18 protein-coding genes and 1 rRNA gene are annotated in these 21,509 nt (G+C 71.9%); 14 read left to right on the forward strand and 5 right to left on the reverse strand.

From position 1 onward, the window contains the following. The 3 genes from rrf to ACZ3H8_RS35400 form a co-directional block, all read left to right on the forward strand. Positions 1–91: ribosomal RNA gene (gene rrf, locus ACZ3H8_RS35390) — 5S ribosomal RNA — on the forward strand; the annotation flags it as partial. Between the two features lie 255 nt (positions 92–346). Continuing rightward, positions 347–1,612, forward strand: a complete 1,266-nt coding sequence (locus ACZ3H8_RS35395; RefSeq protein WP_467408787.1) for a hypothetical protein — start codon at positions 347–349, stop codon at positions 1,610–1,612. After that, positions 1,597–2,274, forward strand: coding sequence for a hypothetical protein (locus ACZ3H8_RS35400; protein ID WP_467408788.1), 678 nt, complete (start codon positions 1,597–1,599; stop codon positions 2,272–2,274). Before ACZ3H8_RS35395 ends, ACZ3H8_RS35400 begins: the two co-directional genes overlap by 16 nt. Before the next feature lie 61 nt (positions 2,275–2,335). On the opposite strand, the gene ACZ3H8_RS35405 is transcribed toward ACZ3H8_RS35400, so the two are convergent. Then, positions 2,336–3,616 carry a DUF1015 domain-containing protein gene (locus tag ACZ3H8_RS35405; protein WP_467408790.1) on the reverse strand — a complete coding sequence of 427 codons (1,281 nt, stop codon included), beginning with the start codon at positions 3,614–3,616 and terminating at the stop codon, positions 2,336–2,338. A gap of 72 nt (positions 3,617–3,688) precedes the next feature. On the opposite strand from ACZ3H8_RS35405, the gene ACZ3H8_RS35410 reads away from it, so the two are divergent. From ACZ3H8_RS35410 to ACZ3H8_RS35425, 4 genes are all read left to right on the forward strand, one after another. After that, entirely contained in the window at positions 3,689–4,717 is a 1,029-nt protein-coding gene (locus ACZ3H8_RS35410; RefSeq protein ID WP_467408791.1) for an HAD hydrolase-like protein, read from the forward strand. Positions 4,718–4,768: 51 nt separating this feature from the next. Then, positions 4,769–5,821, forward strand: coding sequence for a FecCD family ABC transporter permease (locus ACZ3H8_RS35415; RefSeq protein WP_467408793.1), 1,053 nt, complete (start codon positions 4,769–4,771; stop codon positions 5,819–5,821). A gap of 172 nt (positions 5,822–5,993) precedes the next feature. Beyond that, entirely contained in the window at positions 5,994–6,971 is a 978-nt protein-coding gene (locus tag ACZ3H8_RS35420; RefSeq protein ID WP_467408870.1) for a FecCD family ABC transporter permease, read from the forward strand. 35 nt (positions 6,972–7,006) lie between these two features. Continuing rightward, on the forward strand, positions 7,007–7,810 hold the full coding sequence (locus tag ACZ3H8_RS35425) for an ABC transporter ATP-binding protein (RefSeq protein ID WP_467408794.1): 804 nt from the start codon (positions 7,007–7,009) through the stop codon (positions 7,808–7,810). Here ACZ3H8_RS35425 and ACZ3H8_RS35430 read toward each other — a convergent pair. Further along, positions 7,794–8,141, reverse strand: a complete 348-nt coding sequence (locus ACZ3H8_RS35430; RefSeq protein ID WP_467408795.1) for an SCP2 sterol-binding domain-containing protein — start codon at positions 8,139–8,141, stop codon at positions 7,794–7,796. The genes ACZ3H8_RS35425 and ACZ3H8_RS35430 overlap by 17 nt on opposite strands. Positions 8,142–8,183: 42 nt before the next feature. On the opposite strand from ACZ3H8_RS35430, the gene ACZ3H8_RS35435 reads away from it, so the two are divergent. From ACZ3H8_RS35435 to ACZ3H8_RS35460, 6 genes are all read left to right on the forward strand, one after another. After that, positions 8,184–8,537 carry a hypothetical protein gene (locus tag ACZ3H8_RS35435; protein ID WP_467408797.1) on the forward strand — a complete coding sequence of 118 codons (354 nt, stop codon included), beginning with the start codon at positions 8,184–8,186 and terminating at the stop codon, positions 8,535–8,537. 7 nt (positions 8,538–8,544) lie between these two features. Continuing rightward, entirely contained in the window at positions 8,545–9,360 is an 816-nt protein-coding gene (locus ACZ3H8_RS35440) for a TlyA family RNA methyltransferase (protein ID WP_356226052.1), read from the forward strand. Beyond that, a complete protein-coding gene (locus tag ACZ3H8_RS35445; RefSeq protein ID WP_467408800.1) occupies positions 9,357–10,274 on the forward strand; it encodes an NAD kinase in 918 nt (305 codons plus the stop codon). Before ACZ3H8_RS35440 ends, ACZ3H8_RS35445 begins: the two co-directional genes overlap by 4 nt. Positions 10,275–10,508: 234 nt before the next feature. Beyond that, complete coding sequence (gene recN / locus ACZ3H8_RS35450) at positions 10,509–12,269, forward strand: DNA repair protein RecN (RefSeq protein ID WP_467408801.1); 1,761 nt, start codon at positions 10,509–10,511, stop codon at positions 12,267–12,269. Between the two features lie 105 nt (positions 12,270–12,374). Beyond that, entirely contained in the window at positions 12,375–13,154 is a 780-nt protein-coding gene (locus tag ACZ3H8_RS35455; RefSeq protein WP_467408802.1) for a hypothetical protein, read from the forward strand. Between the two features lie 90 nt (positions 13,155–13,244). Then, entirely contained in the window at positions 13,245–14,336 is a 1,092-nt protein-coding gene (locus ACZ3H8_RS35460; RefSeq protein WP_467408804.1) for a glycosyltransferase family 4 protein, read from the forward strand. A gap of 54 nt (positions 14,337–14,390) precedes the next feature. Here ACZ3H8_RS35460 and ACZ3H8_RS35465 read toward each other — a convergent pair whose 3' ends face one another. The 3 genes from ACZ3H8_RS35465 to ACZ3H8_RS35475 all read right to left on the reverse strand — a co-directional run bounded on the left by ACZ3H8_RS35465 (position 14,391) and on the right by ACZ3H8_RS35475 (position 19,447). Beyond that, positions 14,391–16,016, reverse strand: coding sequence for a PucR family transcriptional regulator (locus ACZ3H8_RS35465; protein WP_467408806.1), 1,626 nt, complete (start codon positions 16,014–16,016; stop codon positions 14,391–14,393). A 133-nt stretch (positions 16,017–16,149) separates the two neighbouring features. Continuing rightward, the gene (locus tag ACZ3H8_RS35470) at positions 16,150–17,547 is read right to left on the reverse strand and encodes an FAD-binding oxidoreductase (protein ID WP_467408807.1); all 1,398 of its coding nucleotides are present in this window, start codon (positions 17,545–17,547) and stop codon (positions 16,150–16,152) included. 97 nt (positions 17,548–17,644) lie between these two features. Further along, on the reverse strand, positions 17,645–19,447 hold the full coding sequence (locus ACZ3H8_RS35475; RefSeq protein ID WP_467408872.1) for a glycoside hydrolase family 15 protein: 1,803 nt from the start codon (positions 19,445–19,447) through the stop codon (positions 17,645–17,647). Between the two features lie 408 nt (positions 19,448–19,855). On the opposite strand from ACZ3H8_RS35475, the gene ACZ3H8_RS35480 reads away from it, so the two are divergent. Continuing rightward, positions 19,856–21,505: a CTP synthase gene (locus tag ACZ3H8_RS35480; RefSeq protein WP_398989253.1), complete on the forward strand. Its 1,650-nt coding sequence runs from the start codon at positions 19,856–19,858 to the stop codon at positions 21,503–21,505. Positions 21,506–21,509: the final 4 nt, after the last annotated feature.

Below are 21,509 nucleotides of genomic sequence, written 5' to 3' on the forward strand. Positions count from 1 at the left end.
GCCCGGTTACATTCCGAACCCGGAAGCTAAGCCTTTCAGCGCCGATGGTACTGCAGGGGGGACCCTGTGGGAGAGTAGGACGCCGCCGAACAATCTTTCAAGGACCCGTGGTCCAGCGTTCATGCTGGACCACGGGTCCTTTTTGTTTTGCTTGCTTTTCCGAAGCGCGTCCGAAGGCCGGCTGCGCGAGAATGACTGCAGTACCCGAAGACAGGAGTCACGCCGATGTCCACCAACTCTCCCGACGATCGTCCGGAGCGCGAGCCGCGTCGTAGGGACGGTGGTGAGCGGGGCGGCTTCCGCGGTGGCCGTGACGACAGGGGCCGTGACGACCGGGGTCCGCGTCGTGACAACGACCGTGGTGGGTACCGCGGTCCGCGCGACGACCGTGACCGGCGTGACGACCGGCGTGATGACCGCGGCCGTGATGACCGTTCGGGTGGGTTCCGTCGTGACGACCGCGACCGCGACCGGGGCCGTGACGACCGCGACCGGGGCCGCGACGACCGTGGTCCGCGTCGGGACGACGACCGTGGTCCGCGTCGGGACGACGACCGTGGTGGGTTCCGCGGTGGGCAGCGTGACGACCGTGGCTCTCGCCCCAGCGGCGGCGGGTACGGCTCTCGCCCCAGCGGCGGCGGTGGCGGCGGGTTCCGGCGTGACGACCGCTCCGGTGGTGGCGGTGGCTATGGGCGTCGTGACGACCGGCCGAGCGGGCCGCGTCGTGATGACGACCGTGGTGGACGGCCCAGTGGTGGACGTCCCACTGGTGGCGGCGGCTACGGTCGCCGTGACGACCGCGGCCGTGATGACAGGCGTGACGACCGTCCGTCGGTCCGCCGCGACGACGACCGTGGTGGGTACCGCGGTGGGCAGCGTGACGACCGTGGCTCTCGCCCCAGCGGCGGCGGGTACGGCTCTCGCCCCAGCGGGGGCGGTGGCGGCGGGTTCCGGCGTGACGACCGCTCCGGCGGTGGGTACCGCGGTCCGCGCGACGACCGTGACCGGCGTGACGATCGGCGTGATGACCGCGGCCGTGATGACCGTCCTGGCGGGTTCCGTCGTGACGACCGCGGCCGTGATGACCGGCGCGACGACCGTCCGTCGGTCCGCCGCGACGACGACCGTGGTGGGTTCCGCGGTGGGCAGCGTGACGACCGTGGCTCTCGCCCCAGCAGCGGCGGCGGCTACGGAGGCCGCGACGACCGCGACAGGGACCGTGGGCCGCGTCGCGATGACGACCGCGGTGGACGGCCCGGTGGTGCACGTCCCACTGGTGGACGTCCCACTGGTGGCGGTGGCTACGGGCGCCGTGACGACCGCGACCGTGGTGGGTACCGCGGTCCGCGCGACGACCGGCGTGATGACCGACGCGATGACCGGCGTGACGACCGCGGTGGCCATCGCGGCTCCCGGGACGACCGTGGTGGCTACGGGCGGCGCGACGACCGTGACCGCGACCGCGGGGACCGCGAGCCGATCAAGCGGCTGCCGATTCCCGAGGACGTCACGGGCGAGGAGATCGACAAGGATGTACGGCAGGAGCTGCAGAGCCTGCCCAAGGGCCTTGCCGAGGACGTCGCCAAGAACCTCGTCATGGTCGCCAACCTGATCGACGAGGACCCGGAGCAGGCGTACGCGTACTCCAAGATCGCGCTGCGGCTTGCCTCGCGTGTGGCTGCCGTACGCGAGGCCGCGGGCTTCGCCGCGTACGCGACGCAGAAGTACGCCGAGGCTCTGGCCGAGTTCCGGGCGGCCCGGCGGATGACCGGGAGCGTTGAGCTGTGGCCCGTCATGGCGGACTGCGAGCGTGGGCTCGGGCGTCCCGAGCGGGCGATGGCGATGGCCGGTGAGCCCGAGGTGCTGAAGCTCGACAAGGCGGGTCAGGTCGAGATGCGGCTGGTCGCGGCCGGCGCGCGCAGGGACATGGGGCAGATCGACGCAGCCATCGTGACCCTGCAGAGCCCCGAGCTGGCGTCCAACTCCATACAGCCCTGGACCGCGCGGCTGCGTTACGCGTACGCCGATGCTCTGCTTGCGGCCGGGCGTGAGGCTGAGGCGCGTGAGTGGTTCGCCAAGGCGCTCGAAGCGGACAAGGACGGGGCGACCGACGCCTCGGACCGGCTCGCCGAGCTGGACGGTGTGGAGTTCGTCGACGCCATCGACACGGACGAAGCCATCGACGCGGACGGCACGGACGACGATGACGACGCGTCCGGCGATGACGACGGTGACGACGCGTCCGGCGATGTCGACGGTGACAAGTCCGAGTAGCAGGACGTAACGAGGAAGGGCGGCACCCCAAGCGGGTGCCGCCCTTTCGTATGCGTACGTCCTAGTCCAGCGCGAGGCTTCTCAGCACCAGGCCCGTCGCCGGCTTCGGGCCGAACGAGGTGGACTTGCGGGGCATCGTGACACCCTCGCGGGCGAGATCCCGTACGACCTCTTCCCGTACCGGATGCATCAACACCGCCGTACCGCCGCGGAGTTCGGCCTGCGTCACGACCGCCTCGGTGTCGTGGATGTACGCGATGTGTTCCGGGGTGTCCGGGATCCGCCAGATGTCGTCCAGGAGCGTCGAGTGCAGGACCGTCGCGTCGAGCGTGCGCCACGCCTCGGGGCGGTCGGCGCGCACCGTGCGTGACAGCAGCTCCGGGTCCGGGCGGTCGACGAGGTGGAAGGCGCCGTCACCCGCGAGGAGGAAGGCGTTCCCCTCGGCTGCTCCGTCCGCAAGCGCCTCCAGCGCCTCCGGGAGCGGGACTTCCAGGCGCTGGACGCGGAAGGAGCCGGTCAGCGCGGCGAGTGCCTCGGAGACCGGGAGGCGGTGCAGCAGGCGGTGGATGGCGCGGACCCGCAGCGGGTAGCGGGCCGTGTCGATCAGCAGGACGAGGCCGTAGTTCCACGGGCCGTTCGAGGGGTGTTCGGCGCGCAGTCGCAGATACGTCGCCCAGCGGTGGTGGCCGTCGGCGATCAGGGCCTGACGGTCGGACAGGTCGGCGCGGATCTCGGCCAGATCGGCGGTGTCCGTCACCGACCACAGGCGGTGGCTGAAGCCGTCCTCCGTGGTGGTGGCCAGCAGCGCGGGCCGCAGGACGGTGCGTTCGATGACGGCGGTCGCGCCGGTCGCGTTGCCCATGCTGCGGTAGGTGAGGAGCAGTGGTTCCAGGTTGGCGGCGGTGGTACGCATCAGGGCCGCGCGGTCCGCGACGATGTCCGGCATGACGTCCTCGTGGGGGAGGACGACGCCTTCGGACGGTTCGGACAGGGCGAGCGCGCCGATGACGCCGCGCTGCAGGATGTCGCCCCGGCGCTGCTCGTACACATACAGCGCCGGCTCGGGGTCCGCGGCCAGGATGCCGTCGGCCAGCCAGCGGGTGAGGGTTTCGGCGGCCTGCTGGTGCCGGGCCTGCGCGGTCGTCGCCTGCGGGAGGATCAGCCGGACGATGTTGTGGGGGTCCGCCGACTCGAGGTGGAGCAGTCCGTCGGGCCTGACGACGACGTCGTACGGCGGCGAGGTCACGGCGGCGAGGCTGCCGACCCGCTCGGGGACATAGCGCAGTCCACGGAACGGGATCAGGTGCAGACCGTCGTTGGCCGCGGGACCTTCGGTGTTCATTTGTGCATCGTATGTGGGTGCGCGGATAAGCGATGATCGGGGGGAGTGGCACCGAGTGAGGAGCGGAAGCGAATGAGCCAGCAGAGCAGGAACCGGCCGAGCGGAAGCGCGACGGCGCTGAGCGAGGCTTACGACACGGCACTGCTCGACCTGGACGGCGTGGTGTACGCGGGCGGTGAGGCGATCGCGTACGCCGTGGATTCGCTGCTGACGGCGCGGGAGCGGGGAATGCACCTCGCGTATGTGACGAACAACGCGCTGCGCCCGCCCGAGGCCGTGGCCGGGCACATCACCGAGCTGGGTGTACCGACCGATGCGTCGGACGTCATCACCTCGGCGCAGGCGGTCGCCCGGCTGATCTCCGAGCAGGTGCCGGCCGGGTCCCGGGTGCTGGTGATCGGCGGCGACGGACTACGGGTCGCGCTGCGTGAACGGGGCCTTGAGCCGGTCGAGTCGGCGGACGACGATCCGGCGGCGGTGGTGCAGGGGTACGGCGGTCCTGATCTGGCGTGGGGGCGGTTCGCGGAGGCGTGTTACGCGATCGCCCGGGGTGTGCCGTGGTTCGCGTCCAACACCGACCTGACGATTCCCAGCGCGCGCGGGATCGCTCCGGGCAACGGTGCGGCCGTCGAGGTCGTACGGATCGCGACGGGCGCGGAGCCGCAGGTGGCGGGGAAGCCGCTGCCGCCGATGCACAAGGAGACGATCCTGCGGACGGGCGCGCGCAAGCCGCTGGTGGTCGGGGACAGGCTGGACACGGACATCGAGGGCGCGTTCAACGGGAGCGTGGACTCGCTGCTCGTACTGACCGGGGTGACCGACGGCGCGCAGCTGCTGGCCGCGCCGCCCCAGCACCGGCCGACCTATGTGGACGCCGATCTGCGCGGGATGCTGACCGGGCAGCCCGAAGTGGCCGAGGCGGACGGCGGGTTCACGTGCGGCGGGTGGACCGCGTCCGTACGCGACGAGGCGCTGGCACTCGACGGCGAGGGTGCGCCGCTGGACGGGCTGCGGGCGCTGTGCGCCGCGGCGTGGACGCAGGCCGGGGACGGCGTGTGCACGCTGGACGCGGGCAAGGCGTTGTCCCGGCTGGGGTTGTAGGCCGCGTCAGGGACAGGCTTGATCGGTAGGAGGGTAGGCTAACCTAACCTCGTGTTGGTCGACAGTCCCCCCAAACAGAGCGCGGATCCGATATCCGCAGCTGCGTCCCAGAAGCGCCACGCGGTGCGCGCCATCGGGCTGCTGGTGTCCATCGGCCTCCTGCTGCTGGTCTGTGTCGCGAGCATCGTCGTCGGTGCCAAGTCGATTCCGCTCTCCGACGTGTGGCACGGCCTGTTCCACAACGCGGGTGCCGGCAATGACGTGATCGTCCACGATGTGCGCGTGCCGCGGACCCTGCTCGGTCTGATCGTCGGCGCGGCTCTCGGCCTCGCGGGCGCCGTGATGCAGGCGCTGACGCGCAACCCGCTGGCGGAACCCGGACTGCTCGGCGTGAACGCGGGAGCGTCGGCTGCCGTCGTCTCAGCCATCAGCTTCCTCGGCGTCACATCGCTCACCGGCTATGTGTGGTTCGCGTTCCTCGGCGCGGCCGCAGTCTCCGTTCTCGTGTACGTCCTCGGCGGCAGCCGCGGCGCGACTCCGGTACGGCTCGCGCTCGCCGGGACCGCGGCCACCGCCGCGCTCTACGGATACATCAACGCCGTACAGCTGCTGGACGCCGCCGCCCTTGAACGGCTGCGGTTCTGGACGGTCGGCTCACTCGCCTCGGCCGACATGGCGACCATCGGCAAGGTCGCACCGTTCATCGGCGTCGGCGTGGTGCTCGCGCTGCTGCTCGCGCGGCCGCTCAACGCCATGGAGATGGGCGACGACACCGCCCGCGCGCTCGGCGCGCATCTGAACCGTACGCGCGCACTCGCGATGCTCACCGTCACGCTGCTGTGCGGGGCGGCCACCGCCGCCTGCGGGCCGATCGTCTTCATCGGGCTGATGATCCCGCACCTCGTGCGCACCATCACCGGACCCGACATGCGGTGGATCCTGCCGTACGCAACCGTCCTGTCGCCCGTCCTGCTGCTCGGCGCCGACGTTCTCGGCCGGGTCGTCACCCGCCCTTCCGAGCTGCAGGTCGGCGTCGTCACCGCGCTGATCGGCGGGCCCGTCTTCATCCATCTCGTACGCCGCAAGAGGATGGCCCAGCTGTGAAGGCCGTGCTGTGTCTTCCCGGGGGACGCCGCGCCCCAAAGCGGCTTCGCCGCCGGCCGGACCCCCGGCAGGACAGACAGCTCCGACGACCTGCCCGGAACGTCATGCGAGGGAAATCCCAGTGAAAGCGATACGCACCCGCAGCGGGCTCTCCGTACGGGTCGATCCGAGGATGGCAGCCGTCGTCCTGCTGCTCACCGCGGCCGTCGCGGCCGCCGGAGTCGTACTGATCGGCAGCGGCGACTTCCCGATCCCGCCCGGAGAGGTCATCGCCACGCTCCTCGGGAACGGCACCCCGGCGCAGGAGTTCATCGTCCAGGACCTGCGGCTGCCGCGGGCGCTCGTCGCACTGCTCGTCGGCGCCTCGCTGGCCCTCAGCGGCGCGATCTTCCAGTCCATCTCCCGTAATCCGCTGGGCAGTCCGGATGTGATCGGCTTCGGGCAGGGCGCGACCGTCGGCGCGCTGAGCGTGATCGTGCTCTTCGACGCCGGGGCGGTCGCGGTGGCGGGGGGCGCCGTCGTCGGCGGAGTGGTGACCGGCGTCGCGGTCTACCTGCTGGCGTGGAAGCGCGGCGTGCACGGCTACCGGCTGGTCCTCGTCGGCATCAGCATCGCCGCCATGCTCATCGCCGCCACCCACTATCTGCTGACCAAGGCCAGCCTGGTCGACGCCACCCAGGCCACGCTGTGGATGACCGGCTCGCTCGACGGCCGCGACTGGGCCGAGTTCTGGCCGCTGCTCGGGATGTGCGTCGTCCTGGTCCCGCTGGTGTTCATGTACGGGCGGCCGCTGCGGATGCTGGAGATGGGCGACGACGCGGCGTACGCGCTGGGCGTGCCGGTCGAGCGCACGCGCGTGGTCCTGATGGGCTCGGGCGTTGTGCTCATCGCGGTCGCCACCGCGGCCGCCGGGCCGATCGCCTTCGTCGCGCTGAGCGCGCCCCAGCTCGCCCGCCGGCTGACCCGCTCGCCGGGGCCGAACCTCGCCGCGGCCGCGGTGATGGGCGCCGCGCTGCTGCTGATCGCCGACTGGGTGGCCACCACCGCCTTCGGCGAGCGCCAGCTGCCGGTCGGTGTGGTGACCGGAGTGCTCGGCGGTTGCTATCTGCTCTGGCTGCTGGTCACCGAACGCAAGGCGGGACGCATATGAGCCCCGTGAACCCCCGATCCAGGAGTACGACCCCTATGCAGCGCCTCACCGCGGAATCGGTCACCCTCGGCTACGACCAGCGCGTCATCGCAGAGAACCTCTCGGTGGAGATCCCCGACAACTCCTTCACCGTGATCGTCGGCCCGAACGCCTGCGGAAAGTCGACTCTGCTGCGCGCCCTGTCCCGGATGCTCAAGCCGACCCAGGGCCGGGTCCTGCTCGACGGGCAGGTCATCCACTCGCTGCCCGCGAAGAAGGTCGCCAAGACGCTCGGCCTGCTGCCGCAGTCGTCGATCGCGCCGGACGGGATCACGGCCGCCGACCTGGTCGCGCGCGGCCGCTATCCGCACCAGGGACTCCTGCGCCAGTGGTCGCCCGAGGACGAGCGGATTGTCGAGGAGTCGATGGCCGCGACCGGAGTCGGCGAACTGTCAGAGCGCTATGTCGATGAATTGTCCGGCGGGCAGCGGCAGCGCGTATGGATCGCAATGGCGCTGGCCCAGCAGACCCCGCTGCTCCTGCTCGACGAGCCCACGACGTTCCTTGACATCCAGCACCAGCTCGAAGTGCTCGACCTGTGCGCGGAGCTGCACGAGACGCAGGGGCGGACACTCGTCGCCGTACTGCACGACCTCAACCAGGCCGCCCGTTACGCGACGCACCTCGTCGCCCTGCGCGACGGGCAGGTCGTCGCCGAGGGCGCGCCCGCGGATGTGGTCACCGCCGAGCTGGTGGAGCAGGTCTTCGGGGTGAAGAGCCAGGTCATCGACGACCCCGAGTCCGGGACGCCGCTGGTGGTGCCGGCTGCCCGGAGGCGTACCGCTACAGCAGTGTCCTGAGGCGCAGCAGATCGCGGAAGCCGGCCTCGAGCCTGACCCGGCCCGATGCCCAGGCCTTGGCGAAGTTCAGGTCGCCGTTGACCATCGCCACCAGGTCGTCGCCGTTCATCGCCAGGCGGATCTCCGCCCTGTCGCGCGGCGGACCCGGGTGGGTGTCGGCCACCTCGATCCGGCCGTCGTCCAGACGGCCGGTGAAGGTGATGTCCAGATCCTTGATGTGGCAGCTGAGGGATCGGTCGAGCGCGGCCGCGCCACGCACGTCGCCGTCCGCCTTTGCCAGGTTGTCCGAGAGTTTGTCGAGTGCGGTGCGGCACTCTTCCGTTGTCGCCATCGTGATCGACCGTACCTCAGGGCTTCGCGATAGCGTCTGGGCATGAGCGACTCGATGCCGGGCCCGGAGATCCACGAGCAGGGGATCCAGGAGGCGCCACAGAGCCCCGAGGCCGGGAACCCCGAGGCCAGGAGCCCCGCGCCCGGGAGCCCCGCGCCTGCGGCGGCCGCCGCCCAGGCGTACGAACCCGCCGCGCCCGCGCCCCTCGGCGTGCAGCGCGTACCCACCGGCGACGCCGGCGTGGACGCCCAGCTGGAGCGACTGGCCGACGCCGACCACCTCCCGGCGGACGGACACCTCGAGGTGTACGAGGATGTACACAGGGGGCTGCGAGACGCGCTGACCGCGCTCGACGCACGCCCCCAGCCGTCACCCTCGTACAACCACAGGAGCTGAACCGAACGTGGCAGGAGTGGCCCGCCGCCGCCTCGACGCCGAGCTGGTACGCCGCAACCTCGCACGCTCGCGGGAGCACGCGAGCCAGCTGATCGCCGCGGGGCGGGTGACCATCGGTGGCAACACCGCGACGAAGTCCGCCACTCAGGTCGAGACCAGCGCGGCCATCGTCGTCGCGGCGGACGACGGCGACCCCGACTACGTCTCGCGCGGCGGCCACAAGCTCGCCGGCGCGCTGGAGGCATTCGTACCGCTCGGTCTGAAGGTCGAGGGACGGCGGGCGCTGGACGCGGGCGCGTCGACCGGCGGCTTCACGGATGTACTGCTGCGGGCGGGCGCCGGTCATGTGGTCGCGGTCGATGTCGGATACGGACAACTTGCCTGGTCTCTGCAGAGCGATGAACGCGTCACCGTCAAGGACCGTACGAATGTACGCGAGTTGACGGTGGAGGCGATCGATGGAGAGCCGGTGGACGTGGTGGTCGGGGACCTTTCCTTCATCCCGCTCGCCCTGGTGCTGCCCGCACTGGTGCGCTGCGCGGCTCCCGACGCGGACCTGGTGCTGATGGTCAAGCCGCAGTTCGAGGTGGGCAAGGAGCGGCTCGGCAGCGGCGGGGTCGTACGCAGTCCAGAGCTACGGGCTGACGCGGTGCGGGCCGTGGCGCGCAAGGCGGCGGAGCTCGGGCTCGGTGTGCTGGGCGTCACCGCCAGTCCGCTACCGGGCCCCTCCGGCAATGTTGAGTATTTTCTGTGGCTCCGGGCCGGAGCGCCCGAGCTCGATCCGGCGGATGTCGACCGTGCAGTGGCGGAGGGACCTCGTTGACAACGAAACCAGCAGCGACACCAGCACGCACCGTTTTCCTGCTCGCACACACCGGGCGGCCCGCGGCGATCCGCAGCGCCGAACTCGTTGTACAGGGACTGCTGCGCTGCGGTCTGGGCGTGCGCGTCCTTGAAGCCGAGGCGGCCGATCTGCCGCTGCCGCCGTCCGTCGAGACGGTCCGGGAGGCGACCCCCGGCGTACTCGAGGGCTGCGAGCTGCTGGTCGTGCTCGGCGGGGACGGGACGCTGCTGCGCGGTGCCGAGTTCGCCCGGGCCTCCGGGGTGCCGATGCTCGGCGTCAACCTCGGCCGCGTCGGCTTCCTCGCCGAGGCCGAGCGCGACGACCTCGACAAGGTCGTCGACCGGGTCGTCACGCGCGCCTACGAGGTCGAGGAGCGCATGACCATCGATGTCATCGTGCACAGCAACGGCGACATCGTGCACCGGGACTGGGCGCTGAACGAGGCGGCCGTGCAGAAGGTCTCGCCCGACCGGATGCTGGAGGTCGTCCTCGAGATCGACGGGCGGCCGGTGACCGCCTTCGGCTGCGACGGCATCGTGTGCGCGACGCCGACCGGCTCGACGGCGTACGCCTTCTCGGCCGGCGGGCCGGTGGTGTGGCCGGAGGTGGAAGCGCTGCTGATGGTGCCGATCAGCGCGCACGCCCTGTTCGCCAAGCCGCTGGTGACCTCGCCGACCTCGGTACTCGCGGTGGAGGTGCAGCCGCACACGCCGCACGGGGTGCTGTGGTGCGACGGGCGCAGGACCGTCGAACTGCCGCCGGGGGCACGGGTGGTGGTACGGCGCGGGGCCGTTCCCGTACGTCTCGCACGGCTGCACCACGCGTCGTTCACGGACCGTCTGGTGGCCAAGTTCGCGCTGCCGGTCTCGGGTTGGCGCGGCGCGCCGAGCTGAGCGTCGCGCCGTGGTGAGGGGACTGGGGCCATCCCCGCGTGCGTGGGGAGCAAAGTATCCGGAGCTCGCCCAAAACGGAGACGACCGGACCATCCCCGCGCGGGCGGGGAGCCGTACGGTCAACGAGCCGCGCACTGAAGAGTGACTCCCCGCCCGGTGTCTCCCCGGCGCCGGTTTCCCCGCATACCGTGCAGGGAGGCGGGGCGACGTCGCATCGAATGGGGGAAACCTCGTATGGTCAGGTCCGTGTTGGAGGAGATGCGGATACGGTCGCTCGGAGTCATCGACGACGCTGTCGTCGAGCTGTCGCCCGGTTTCACCGCGGTGACCGGCGAGACGGGCGCGGGCAAGACCATGGTCGTCACCAGCCTGGGGCTGCTGCTCGGCGGGCGCGCCGACCCCGCCCTGGTGCGGATCGGCGCGAAGTCGGCGGTGGTGGAGGGGCGGATCAGTGTGCCCGCCGACGGCCCCGCGGCCGTACGGGCCGAGGAGGCCGGCGCCGAACTCGACGACGGCACCCTGCTGATCAGCAGGACCGTCTCCGCGGAGGGGCGCTCACGGGCCCACCTCGGCGGACGGTCCGTGCCGGTCGGCATGCTGTCCGAGCTGGCCGACGAGCTCGTCGCCGTCCACGGCCAGACCGACCAGCAGGGACTGCTGCGGCCCGCGCGGCAGCGGGAGGCGCTCGACCGGTACGCGGGCGGCGCGGTCACCGGGCCGCATGCCAAGTACGCGGCCGCGTACCGGCGGCTGCGCGCCGTCGCCACCGAGCTGGACGAGCTGACCACGCGCGCCCGCGAGCGCGCCCAGGAAGCCGATCTGCTGCGCTTCGGGCTGAACGAGATCGCGGGCGTCGAGCCGCGGGCGGGCGAGGACGTCGAACTCGCCGCCGAGGCCGAGCGGCTGGGCCACGCGGAGGCGCTCGCGTCCGCCGCGTCCGTCGCGCACGCCGCGCTCGCGGGCAACCCCGAGGACCCGGAGGGCGTCGACGCGACGACGCTCGTCGCGGGCGCGGGGCGGGCGCTCGACGCCGTACGCTCCCACGACCCGGCGCTGGCCGCGCTCGCCGACCGGATGGGCGAGATCTCCATCCTGCTCGGCGATGTGGCGGGAGAGCTCGCCGGGTACGCCGACAATCTGGACGCCGATCCGCTGCGGCTGGCCGCGGTGGAGGAACGGCGGGCGGCCCTGACGCAGCTGACGCGCAAGTACGGCGGGACCGGTGAAGGTATCGACAAGGTCCTGGCCTGGTCCGAGGAGGGCGCCGAGCGCCTCACCGAGCTGGACGGCGACGACGAGCGGATCGATGAGCTGACGGCGGAGCGGGACGCGCTGCGGGGCGAACTGTCGGGTCTGGCCCAGGCGTTGACCGACGCCCGTACCGAGGCGGCGGCGCGGTTCGCCGACGCCGTCACCGCGGAACTGGCCTCGCTCGCCATGCCGCACGCGCGCGTGTCGTTCGACATCCGCCAGACCGAGTCCGTCGACGAGGCCTCCGGCGTGGAGGTCGGCGGCCGCCCGGTGGCGTACGGCCCGTCCGGCGTCGACGAGGTCGAGCTGCTGCTTGCCCCGCACCCCGGTGCGCCGCCGCGGCCGATCGCCAAGGGGGCATCCGGCGGTGAGCTCTCGCGCGTGATGCTCGCGGTCGAGGTCGTCTTCGCGGGGACCGACCCGGTGCCCACCTACCTCTTCGACGAGGTCGACGCGGGCGTCGGCGGCAAGGCGGCGGTCGAGATCGGCCGGCGGCTTGCGAAGCTCGCGAAGTCGGCGCAGGTGGTGGTCGTGACGCACCTGCCGCAGGTGGCGGCGTTCGCCGACCGTCAGCTGCTGGTCGAGAAGACCAACGACGGCTCGGTGACGCGAAGCGGCGTCACGGTCCTCGAGGGCGAGGACAGGGTGCGCGAGCTGTCGAGGATGCTGGCGGGCCAGGAGGACTCCCGGACCGCGCGGGCGCACGCGGAGGAACTGCTGGCGACGGCCCGGTCGGACGGGTAGCGGGCCCTGCGGACGGGTAGCCCTGCGGACGGGTGGCGGGGGCGGACGGTGAGGCTGCGGCCGGGGGCGGACGGCCGACCAGTGGTCCGCCCTAGGGTGGGTCGTATGCGAGCAGCCCAGAACCCCGGGCCCGGTGGCCGTGTTGCCGCGTTCGTCACCGCCCTCGGCGCGACCCGCGGCGTCTACGAAGCGCTGCGCAGGCGGGCGCCGGGAGACCCCACCCAGTGGCAGCGCAAGAACTACGCGGGCCGCACCGTCGACCTCTACGCCGGGCCCGCCGCGGCGGTCGGAGCCGCGCTCGGGACCGTGCCGGCCCGGACCCGGGGCGCGGCAGGGTTCGTGGTGGTCGTGGCCGGGGCGTGCGGGGCGTACGACGACATCGCCGGGGCCGGTGACCCGCGCCGCGGGTTCCGGGCGCATCTGGCCGCGCTCCGGCAGGGCGAGATGACCAGCGGGACCGTCAAACTGTTCGGGATCGGGGCCGCCGGGCTGGCCGCGGGCGCGCTGCTCAAGGAACGGCCGGCCGACAAGCTCCTCGCCGGGATCGTGATTGCCGGCACCGCGCACCTCGTCAACCTCGTGGACGTCGCCCCGGGGCGGGCCGCCCTCGCCGTGCTCGGCATCGGCGCACCCGGGCTGCTGCGGCGCGGCAGCGCGGGCGCCCTCGCCGCGGCGCCCATGGGAGCCGCCGCGGCGATCCTCACCGAGGACCTGGGCGAGCGGACCATGATCGGAGACACCGGCGCCCACGCCCTGGGCGCGGCCCTCGGCGCCGCGATCGCCGCGGGCAACGGCCGCGCGGGACTGGCCGTTCACGCGGCGGGTCTGATCGCGGCGGCGGCCTACGGGGACGAGGTCAGCCGGCTCGCCGGTTCCCCCATGTGAGTGATCCCGCGACACGGCCGCCCGGTACCTGACACGGCGGCGACATCCCGACGGTGCCGGAACGTGCGTACGGGCTGGCATCCTTGGCGCGTGACACAGCTGCGTACGGCCCAGGTGCTGGGCGGCGGCAGTGCGGGCAGCAGCGCGCACGTCAGGTCGCTGGCCGCGGGGCTGGTGGCACGGGGCGTGCGGGTGACGGTGTGCGCGCCCGCCGAACTGGAGCACGTCTACGACTTCCCCGGCGCCGGGGCCCACTTCGCGCCCGTGCCGCGGCGGAGCGACCCGGCGGCGGTCGGGGCGCTGCGCGTGGCGTGCGCGGGGGCGGACGTGGTGCACGCGCACGGGCTGCACGCCGCCGTACGCACCACGCTGGCGCTCAGGGGCCAGCACGTACCCCTCGTCGTCACGTGGCACACGCGCTCCCACGACGACGGGGCGCGGGCGCGTGGCCGGTTGCTGCAGCTGCTGGAGCGAAGGGCCGTGCGGGCGGCGGCAGTTGTGCTCGGCACCTGCTCCGAGCTGGTCGACCGGGCTCGCGTCCGGGGCGCACGTGACGCCAGGCTCGCACCGGTCGCGGCGCCGGCGCCGCGGGGCTGGGCGGGCGCGATCGAGGGGAAGGCCCGGGCCGAACTGGGCGTGGTGGACCAGCCGTTGCTGATGGCCGTCGGCAGCCTGGAGCCGCGCCGGGGGTACGGGACGCTGCTGGACGCGGCGCGGTTGTGGCGGGGCCTGGACCCGATGCCGCTGGTGGTGATCGCGGGGGAGGGGCGGGAGCGGGGCGCGCTCCAGCGCCGCATCGAGGCGGAGGATCTGCCGGTGCGGCTCATCGGCCGCCGCGACGACATCGCCGACCTGCTGTCGGCGGCGGACGTGGCCCTGCTCACGAGCCGCTGGGAGGCCCGCTCCGTGCTCGCCCAGGAGGCGCTGCGCCTGGGCGTCCCGCTGGTCGCGACGGCGGTCGGCGGCGTGCCGGAACTGGTGGGCGAGGCGGCGGAACTGGTCCCGTACGGCGACGCGGCCGCGCTGGGCGAGGCGGTGGCGCGACTGCTGGGGGACGCGGGGCGGCGGGAGGAACTCGCGGCGGCGGGGCGGGCGCAGGCAGGGACGTGGCCGACGGAGGACGACACGATTGCGCAGGTGCTGAGCGTGTACGACGAGGTGGTGGCGGGGCGGGGGGCCTGACCCCGGAGCGGAGCCCGACGCCGCGCACCGCACCCCCGGGCCCCGGTCTCACCCTCACGGCACGTGACGCCTCGCCCTCAGTGCCAGGCTCAGGGCCAGCACCGTCTGGGGGTCGTCCAAGTCCGTGCCCAGGAGTTCGGAGATGCGGGCCAGACGGTTGTACAGCGTCTGGCGGTTCAGGTGGAGTTCGCGGGCCGTTTCCGCCTTGCGGCCCGCGTGAGCCAGGTACGTCTGCAGCGTGGGGAGCAGCGGCGGACGGGACGTCGCGTCGTGGTCGCGCAGCGGGCCGATCGCGCGGTCCACGAAAGCCGCCAGGTCCGGGTGGTCCCGTAGGCGCCACAGCAGCAGGTCGATGTCCAGGCGGCGTGCGTCGTACCACGGGCGGTCGGACAGGCCCTGCGCCGCCGTCGCCGTTTCCGCCGCGTGGCGCAGGCCCGCCGATGCCGCCGCCCAGCCGCCTGCCATGCCGACCACCACGACCGGCGGGTGCGCGCCGGCCCTCTCCAGGCCGGCCCGTTCCACGCCCGCTCGCAGTGCCGCCGCGACCCGGTCCGCGACCGCCGTGCGTTCGGATTCGGAGCGCAGGCCCAGCAGCAGCGGGACCCGGCCCTCCACGGGGCGTACGCCCAGCAGCACCGGTACGCCCACCGAGGACAGCTCCTCCAGTACGGCCCGGGCCAGCAGCGCCCAGTTCCCGGAGGGGGTGAGCTCGGGGGCCAGACGCATGACGACCGGCAGCAGCGGTCCTTCGCCCGGTTTGAAGCCCAGGACGCGGGCCTGGGCCGGCGCGTCCTCCGCCGTGATGCGGCCCTCCGCCAGGTCCGTCAGGAAGTCGCCGCGGCCGCGTGCCGCCAGTTCCTCCTCCTGGCGGGCCTGCATCAGGACGACCGCCAGCAGCCCGGCGGCCCGCTCGGCCGCCATCCGGTGCACCGTGAGCAGCGGGGAGCCGACGGCCAGCAGCACCAGCCGGGCGCGTACCGAAGCCGCCCCCTGCCCGCCCCCGGGGACGTCCACCAGGACCGTTCCGGCCGGCGGGGACTCCCGCACGGCCCGCTGCCCGCGCAGCCCGTCCCACACCTGGAGCGGATCCGCACCGGCCTGCCCCGACTCGGAGCCTGCCGCGTACAGCAGCTGTCCGTCCGCCGTCTCCAGGAAGACCGGGTTCGCGGTGAAGTCCGCGAGGATACGCAGCACTTGGGGCACCCCGCCCCCGCCGAGCAGTGCGTCCGTACACCGCCGGTGCACATCCTCGGCCTGCCGCAGCAAGGCGTAGTGCCCATTGACGATCTCGGTGTGGATCTCCTCCGTCACCGAGACGAAGGCGACCTCGCGGTGCAGCTGCACCAGCGGCAGCCCGGCCGCCCGCGCCGTCTCCACGATCGCCGCGGGCAGCCGGTCGAAGCGCGGCCCGAGCTCCACCACCAGCGCGGCGATCCCGCGGTCGGCGAGGCGCCGTACGAAGGCACGCTGCTCGGCCGGCCGGGTGCCGAGGCCCAGGCCCGTGGTGAGCAGCAGCTCGCCGCCCTTCAGCAGCGAGGCGATGTTCGGCACCTCGCCGGCGTGCACCCAGCGCACCGTGCGCTGCAGCCGGTCCGCGCCGGCGACGACCTCCGGAAGCCCGCCGCGCAGCCCGGGCAGTTCCAGCGCCCGCTGCACCGTGATTCCGCCTTGGGTCTCCACTGACTCTCGCCTCGCGATTTCACTCGGGCCGGACGGGTGGCGCCGCCTTGGACGAAGGCGTCGCCCAGGATTCGACGCTACTGTGCCGGTGCGCGTCGGCGATTGCCAGGCCCCCTGACGGATACGGCGGGTGTCACGCGCCGTTCGGCGGGGCCGGTTGGATGTTGTGGTTCAGCCGGAACACATTGTCCGGGTCGTACTCGGCCTTGACGGCGGCGAGCCGCTTGTAGTTGTCGGCGCCGAAGCTGGACATCACCCGCTCCCGGCCCTCCTGCCCGATGAAGTTGAGATACACCGTGCCGCTGGACCAGGTCGCGAAGTCGGCCCGGACGTCGCGGACCCACTGCTTGCCGCGTTCGTCGTCCATCGGGTTGTCCCAGATGCCGAAGGGATGGACGGCCCACGGCGATGCGCGCCAGGGCACCGGATAGTCCGCCCGGCCCCTCGCCACCGCGCCCCCTACCGGGAAGAGGATGTGCTGCGAATTCGAGGGCACCGGCATGGCGGAGGCATGGGAGCAGAAGACGTCCACGGCCTCGTCCGGGAAGCTCTCCAGATACTCGGCGGACCAGTAGTTCCGCAACCCGGGCGGGTCGTCGAGCATGCACTGCAGTTCCGCGTACGGAAGCTCCGCGATCACCTCTGCCTCATGACCGAGCCCCTGCAGCGGCTCGGTGACCTCGCGGGCCTCCGCCTCCCCGCCCGTGTAGGTGACCAGGGCAACGAGCATGAGCTCGCCCACCAGCTGCTCGGGGACGAACGGCTCCGGCGGCCCGGTGAGGTAGATGCAGCCACCGCCGGCCTCATCCGGGGCGGATTCCCCGAAGTCGCGGAAGGCTTGCAGCACTTGGGGTCCGGCCTCCGGCCGGAACACCAGCATGACCATGCTCATCGCGGGCAGCTCGTGCAGTGTCAGGGTGATCGAGGTGGCCACGCCGAAGTTGCCGCCGCCGCCGTGCAGCGCCCAGAACAGCTCCTGGTTCTCGTCCTCACTCGCGTGCACCGTGCTGCCGTCGGCGGTCACCAACTCGACGGCGATGAGATTGTCGCAGGCCAGTCCGTACTTGCGCTCCAGCCAGCCCGATCCGCCGCCCAGTGTGAAGCCGCCCACGCCGGTGGTCGACGCGCGGCCGCCCGTGGTCGCCAGGTCGTACGGCTGTGTCGCGCGGTCGAGGTCGCTCATCGTGGCGCCGCCACCGATGCGTGCCGCACGGGAGTCGGCATCGACGATCACGGTGTGCATCCGGCGCAGATCGATCACGATCCCGCCGTCGGTCAGTGACATGCCCGCGACACTGTGGCCGCCGCCGCGGACCGCGATCTCCAGTTCCTGATCTCTCCCGAAGCGGATCGCCCGGGCCACATCCGCCTGCGTCTCGCACTGGGAGATCACGGAGGGCCGCCGGTCGATCATGCCGTTGAAGACCGCGCGGGCCTCGTCGTATCCCCTGTCACCAGGGACGATTGCTTCCCCGGTCAGTTCTTGGCGGAAACCGGCCAGAGCCGTGTCCGCTATGTCTTGGGGCGCCATAGTGGCCCCCTTTCGAGGGCGCGACAGGACTTTCTCATCGTAGTCCCGCAGGGCGGGACGTGATCAGTCGGGAGAAGGGCCCAGCCGCGCCGCTCGGCTACCCTCCGTACGCCCCTGAAGCCGTCAGCCGCAGCGCCGTGTCGATCAGTGGAACGTGGCTGAACGCCTGCGGGAAGTTCCCCACCTGACGCTGGAGCTTCGGATCCCACTCCTCGGCCAGCAGCCCCAGGTCGTTACGGAGCGACAGCAGCTTCTCGAACAGCCGCCGCGCCTCGTCCACCCGCCCGATCATCGCCAGGTCGTCGGCGAGCCAGAACGAGCAGGCGAGGAACGCGCCCTCGTCGCCCTCGAGGCCGTCGACGCCGGCCTCCTCGCCGGCCGTCGGATAGCGCAGTACGAAACCGTCCTCGGTCGACAGCTCCCGCTGGATCGCCTCGATCGTGCCGATGACGCGCTTGTCGTCCGGTGGCAGAAAGCCCATCTGCGGAATCAGCAGCAGCGACGCGTCCAGCTCCTTGGAGCCGTACGACTGTGTGAAGGTGTTGCGCTCCTTGTCGTAACCCTTCTCGCAGACATCGCGGTGGATGTCGTCGCGCAGCTCACGCCACCGCTCGATCGGCCCGTCCGCGTCCCCGGACTCGATCAGCTTGATGGTCCGGTCGACCGCGACCCAGGCCATGACCTTGGAGTGCACGAAGTGCCTGCGCGGCCCGCGCACCTCCCAGATGCCCTCGTCCGGCTGGTCCCAGTGCTTCTCCAGGTAGCGGATCAGCTTGAGCTGCAGCAGCGAGGCGTAGTCGTTGCGGGCCAGACCCGTCATATGGGCCAGATGCAGCGCCTCGGTGACCTCGCCGTACACATCCAGCTGAAGCTGGTGCGCGGCACCGTTCCCGACCCGGACAGGGCCGGAGTTCTCGTAGCCGGGCAGCCAGTCCAACTCGGCCTCGCCCAGCTCCCGTTCACCCGCGATCCCGTACATGATCTGCAGGTTCTCCGGGTCGCCCGCGACCGCGCGGAGCAGCCACTCGCGCCAGGCGCGGGCCTCCTCGCGGTAGCCGGTGCGCAGCAGCGACGACAGGGTGATCGCCGCGTCGCGCAGCCAGGTGTAGCGGTAGTCCCAGTTGCGTACGCCGCCGATCTCCTCCGGCAGCGACGTGGTCGGCGCGGCAACGATCCCGCCCGTCGGCGCGTACGTCAGCGCCTTCAGCGTGATCAGTGAACGGACCACGGCCTCGCGGTAGGGCCCGTGGTACGTGCACTGCTCGACCCACTCCCGCCAGAAGTCGCCGGTCGCCTCCAGGGAGCCTTCCGGGTCCGGCAGCGCCGGCGGCTGGTGGTGCGAGGGCTGCCAGCTGATCGTGAACGCGATCCGCTCACCGGGAGCGACGGTGAAGTCGGAGTACGTGGTGAGGTTCTTGCCGTACGTCTCAGTCTCGGCGTCCAGCCACACCGAGTCGGGCCCGGCGACGGCGACCGTACGCCCGTCGACCTTGTGGACCCACGGCACCACACGCCCGTAACTGAACCGCATACGCAGCGCCGAGCGCATCGGCACACGCCCGCTCACGCCCTCCACGATCCGGATCAGCTGCGGCGCACCATCGCGAGGCGGCATGAAATCCGTCACACGGACCGTGCCGCGCGGCGTGTCCCACTCCGATTCGAGGATCAGCGAGTCACCGCGGTAGCGGCGCCGGTCGGCCGTCGGGGGCTCCGCCTCCGCGGCGTGCGCCGGCCCGAGCCGCCAGAAGCCGTGTTCTTCGGTGCCGAGCAGGCCGGCGAAAATGGCATGCGAGTCGAAGCGGGGCAGGCACAGCCAGTCCGCTGTGCCGTCCCTGCAGACCAGGGCAGCGGTCTGCATGTCCCCGATGAGTGCGTAATCCTCGATGCGCCCGGCCACGTGCATCTCCAGTCGAACGGCCACGTCCGCCCCGCGGGGCGCTTACTGCAGTCAAGGGTCGTTGACGAGCCCTGCTCGATGCGCTTCGCCCGCGCCCTTGTACATCGCTCGGCAGCGAGTGTCCGAGCAGGATACGACGCACCCTGATGATCCGCGCGGCCCGCCCGACAACCTGAGACGGCCGAACGGGTGAGCCAAGGGTGAGCCCCCGGTGATGGGTGTGCCTATAAGACCATGCGTGGCCGGAAGCGGTCACGCGCTGTCGCTGATACCCTGGTACCCCGTGGACCGGTGGCCGTCCTGTGTGAAACAGGGGCCCCGAAACCGCAGCGACGGCACCCCCCGAACCCCCTCGGAGGCACGCCGGCACGCACCTCACCTCGCGACCACGGGAGCCCCCTCTTGGCGATGCCGCCCAAATCCATGACGACCAAGCACATCTTCGTCACCGGGGGTGTCGCCTCCTCCCTCGGCAAGGGCCTCACGGCCTCCAGCCTGGGCGCGCTGCTCAAGGCGCGGGGCCTGCGGGTCACGATGCAGAAGCTCGACCCGTATCTCAATGTCGACCCGGGCACCATGAACCCGTTCCAGCACGGTGAGGTGTTCGTCACCAACGACGGCGCCGAGACCGACCTGGACATCGGCCACTACGAGCGCTTCCTCGACGTCGACCTCGACGGCTCCGCCAACGTCACCACCGGTCAGGTCTACTCCACGGTCATCGCCAAGGAGCGGCGCGGTGAGTACCTCGGCGACACCGTCCAGGTCATCCCGCACATCACCAACGAGATCAAGCACCGCATCCGCCGCATGGCCACCGACGACGTCGACGTCGTGATCACCGAGGTCGGGGGCACCGTCGGCGACATCGAGTCGCTGCCGTTCCTGGAGACCGTCCGCCAGGTCCGCCACGAGGTCGGCCGCGACAATGTCTTCGTCGTACACATCTCGCTGCTGCCGTACATCGGCCCGTCCGGCGAGCTGAAGACCAAGCCGACCCAGCACTCCGTCGCCGCGCTGCGCAACATCGGTATCCAGCCGGACGCGATCGTGCTGCGCGCCGACCGTGACGTGCCGACCGCGATCAAGCGCAAGATCTCGCTGATGTGCGACGTCGACGAGGCGGCCGTGGTCGCGGCCATCGACGCCAAGTCGATCTACGACATCCCCAAGGTGCTGCACACCGAGGGCCTCGACGCCTATGTCGTACGCAAGCTGGACCTGCCGTTCCGCGATGTCGACTGGACCACCTGGGACGACCTGCTGGACCGCGTGCACAACCCCGACCACGAGGTCACGGTCGCGCTGGTCGGCAAGTACATCGACCTGCCCGACGCCTACCTCTCGGTGACCGAGGCGCTGCGCGCCGGAGGCTTCGCCAACAAGGCCCGCGTCAAGGTCAAGTGGGTCACCTCCGACGACTGCAAGACCCCGGCGGACGCGCAGAAGCAGCTCGGCGACGTCGACGGGATTCTCATCCCCGGCGGCTTCGGCGACCGTGGCGTGACCGGCAAGGTCGGCGCGATCACCTTCGCCCGCGAGAACAAGATCCCGCTGCTCGGCCTCTGTCTGGGCCTGCAGTGCATCGTGATCGAGGCCGCGCGCAACCTCGCCGAGATCCCCGAGGCGAACTCCACCGAGTTCGACGCCACCACCGCCCACCCGGTGATCTCCACCATGGAGGAGCAGCTGGCGTACGTGGAGGGCGCGGGCGACCTGGGCGGAACGATGCGCCTGGGCCTCTACCCGGCGAAGCTCGCCGAGGGCTCGATCGTGCGCGAGGTCTACGGCGACCAGCCCTACGTCGAGGAGCGCCACCGCCACCGCTACGAGGTGAACAACGCCTACCGCGCCGAGCTGGAGAAGAAGGCGGGCATCCTCTTCTCGGGCACGTCCCCCGACAACAAGCTCGTGGAGTACGTCGAGTATCCGCGCGAGGTGCACCCCTACCTGGTCGCCACCCAGGCGCACCCGGAACTGCGCTCCCGCCCGACCCGCCCGCACCCGCTCTTCGCGGGCTTGGTGAAGGCCGCGGTGGAGCGCAAGACGGGCAAGTAATCGC

This window comes from Streptomyces sp. NPDC002868 (assembly GCF_055563295.1).

Bases quoted from the DNA above. Each gene is read 5' to 3' on its own strand.
- ACZ3H8_RS35480 (WP_398989253.1), top strand. From the start codon at position 19,856: ATGCCGCCCAAATCCATGACGACCAAGCACATCTTCGTCACCGGGGGT.
- ACZ3H8_RS35435 (WP_467408797.1), top strand. From the start codon at position 8,184: ATGAGCGACTCGATGCCGGGCCCGGAGATCCACGAGCAGGGGATCCAG.
- ACZ3H8_RS35410 (WP_467408791.1), top strand. From the start codon at position 3,689: ATGAGCCAGCAGAGCAGGAACCGGCCGAGCGGAAGCGCGACGGCGCTG.
- ACZ3H8_RS35425 (WP_467408794.1), top strand. From the start codon at position 7,007: ATGCAGCGCCTCACCGCGGAATCGGTCACCCTCGGCTACGACCAGCGC.
- ACZ3H8_RS35455 (WP_467408802.1), top strand. From the start codon at position 12,375: ATGCGAGCAGCCCAGAACCCCGGGCCCGGTGGCCGTGTTGCCGCGTTC.
- recN (WP_467408801.1), top strand. From the start codon at position 10,509: ATGGTCAGGTCCGTGTTGGAGGAGATGCGGATACGGTCGCTCGGAGTC.
- ACZ3H8_RS35430 (WP_467408795.1), bottom strand. From the start codon at position 8,141: ATGGCGACAACGGAAGAGTGCCGCACCGCACTCGACAAACTCTCGGAC.
- ACZ3H8_RS35400 (WP_467408788.1), top strand. From the start codon at position 1,597: ATGGTCGCCAACCTGATCGACGAGGACCCGGAGCAGGCGTACGCGTAC.
- ACZ3H8_RS35405 (WP_467408790.1), bottom strand. From the start codon at position 3,616: ATGAACACCGAAGGTCCCGCGGCCAACGACGGTCTGCACCTGATCCCG.
- ACZ3H8_RS35420 (WP_467408870.1), top strand. From the start codon at position 5,994: ATGGCAGCCGTCGTCCTGCTGCTCACCGCGGCCGTCGCGGCCGCCGGA.
- ACZ3H8_RS35470 (WP_467408807.1), bottom strand. From the start codon at position 17,547: ATGGCGCCCCAAGACATAGCGGACACGGCTCTGGCCGGTTTCCGCCAA.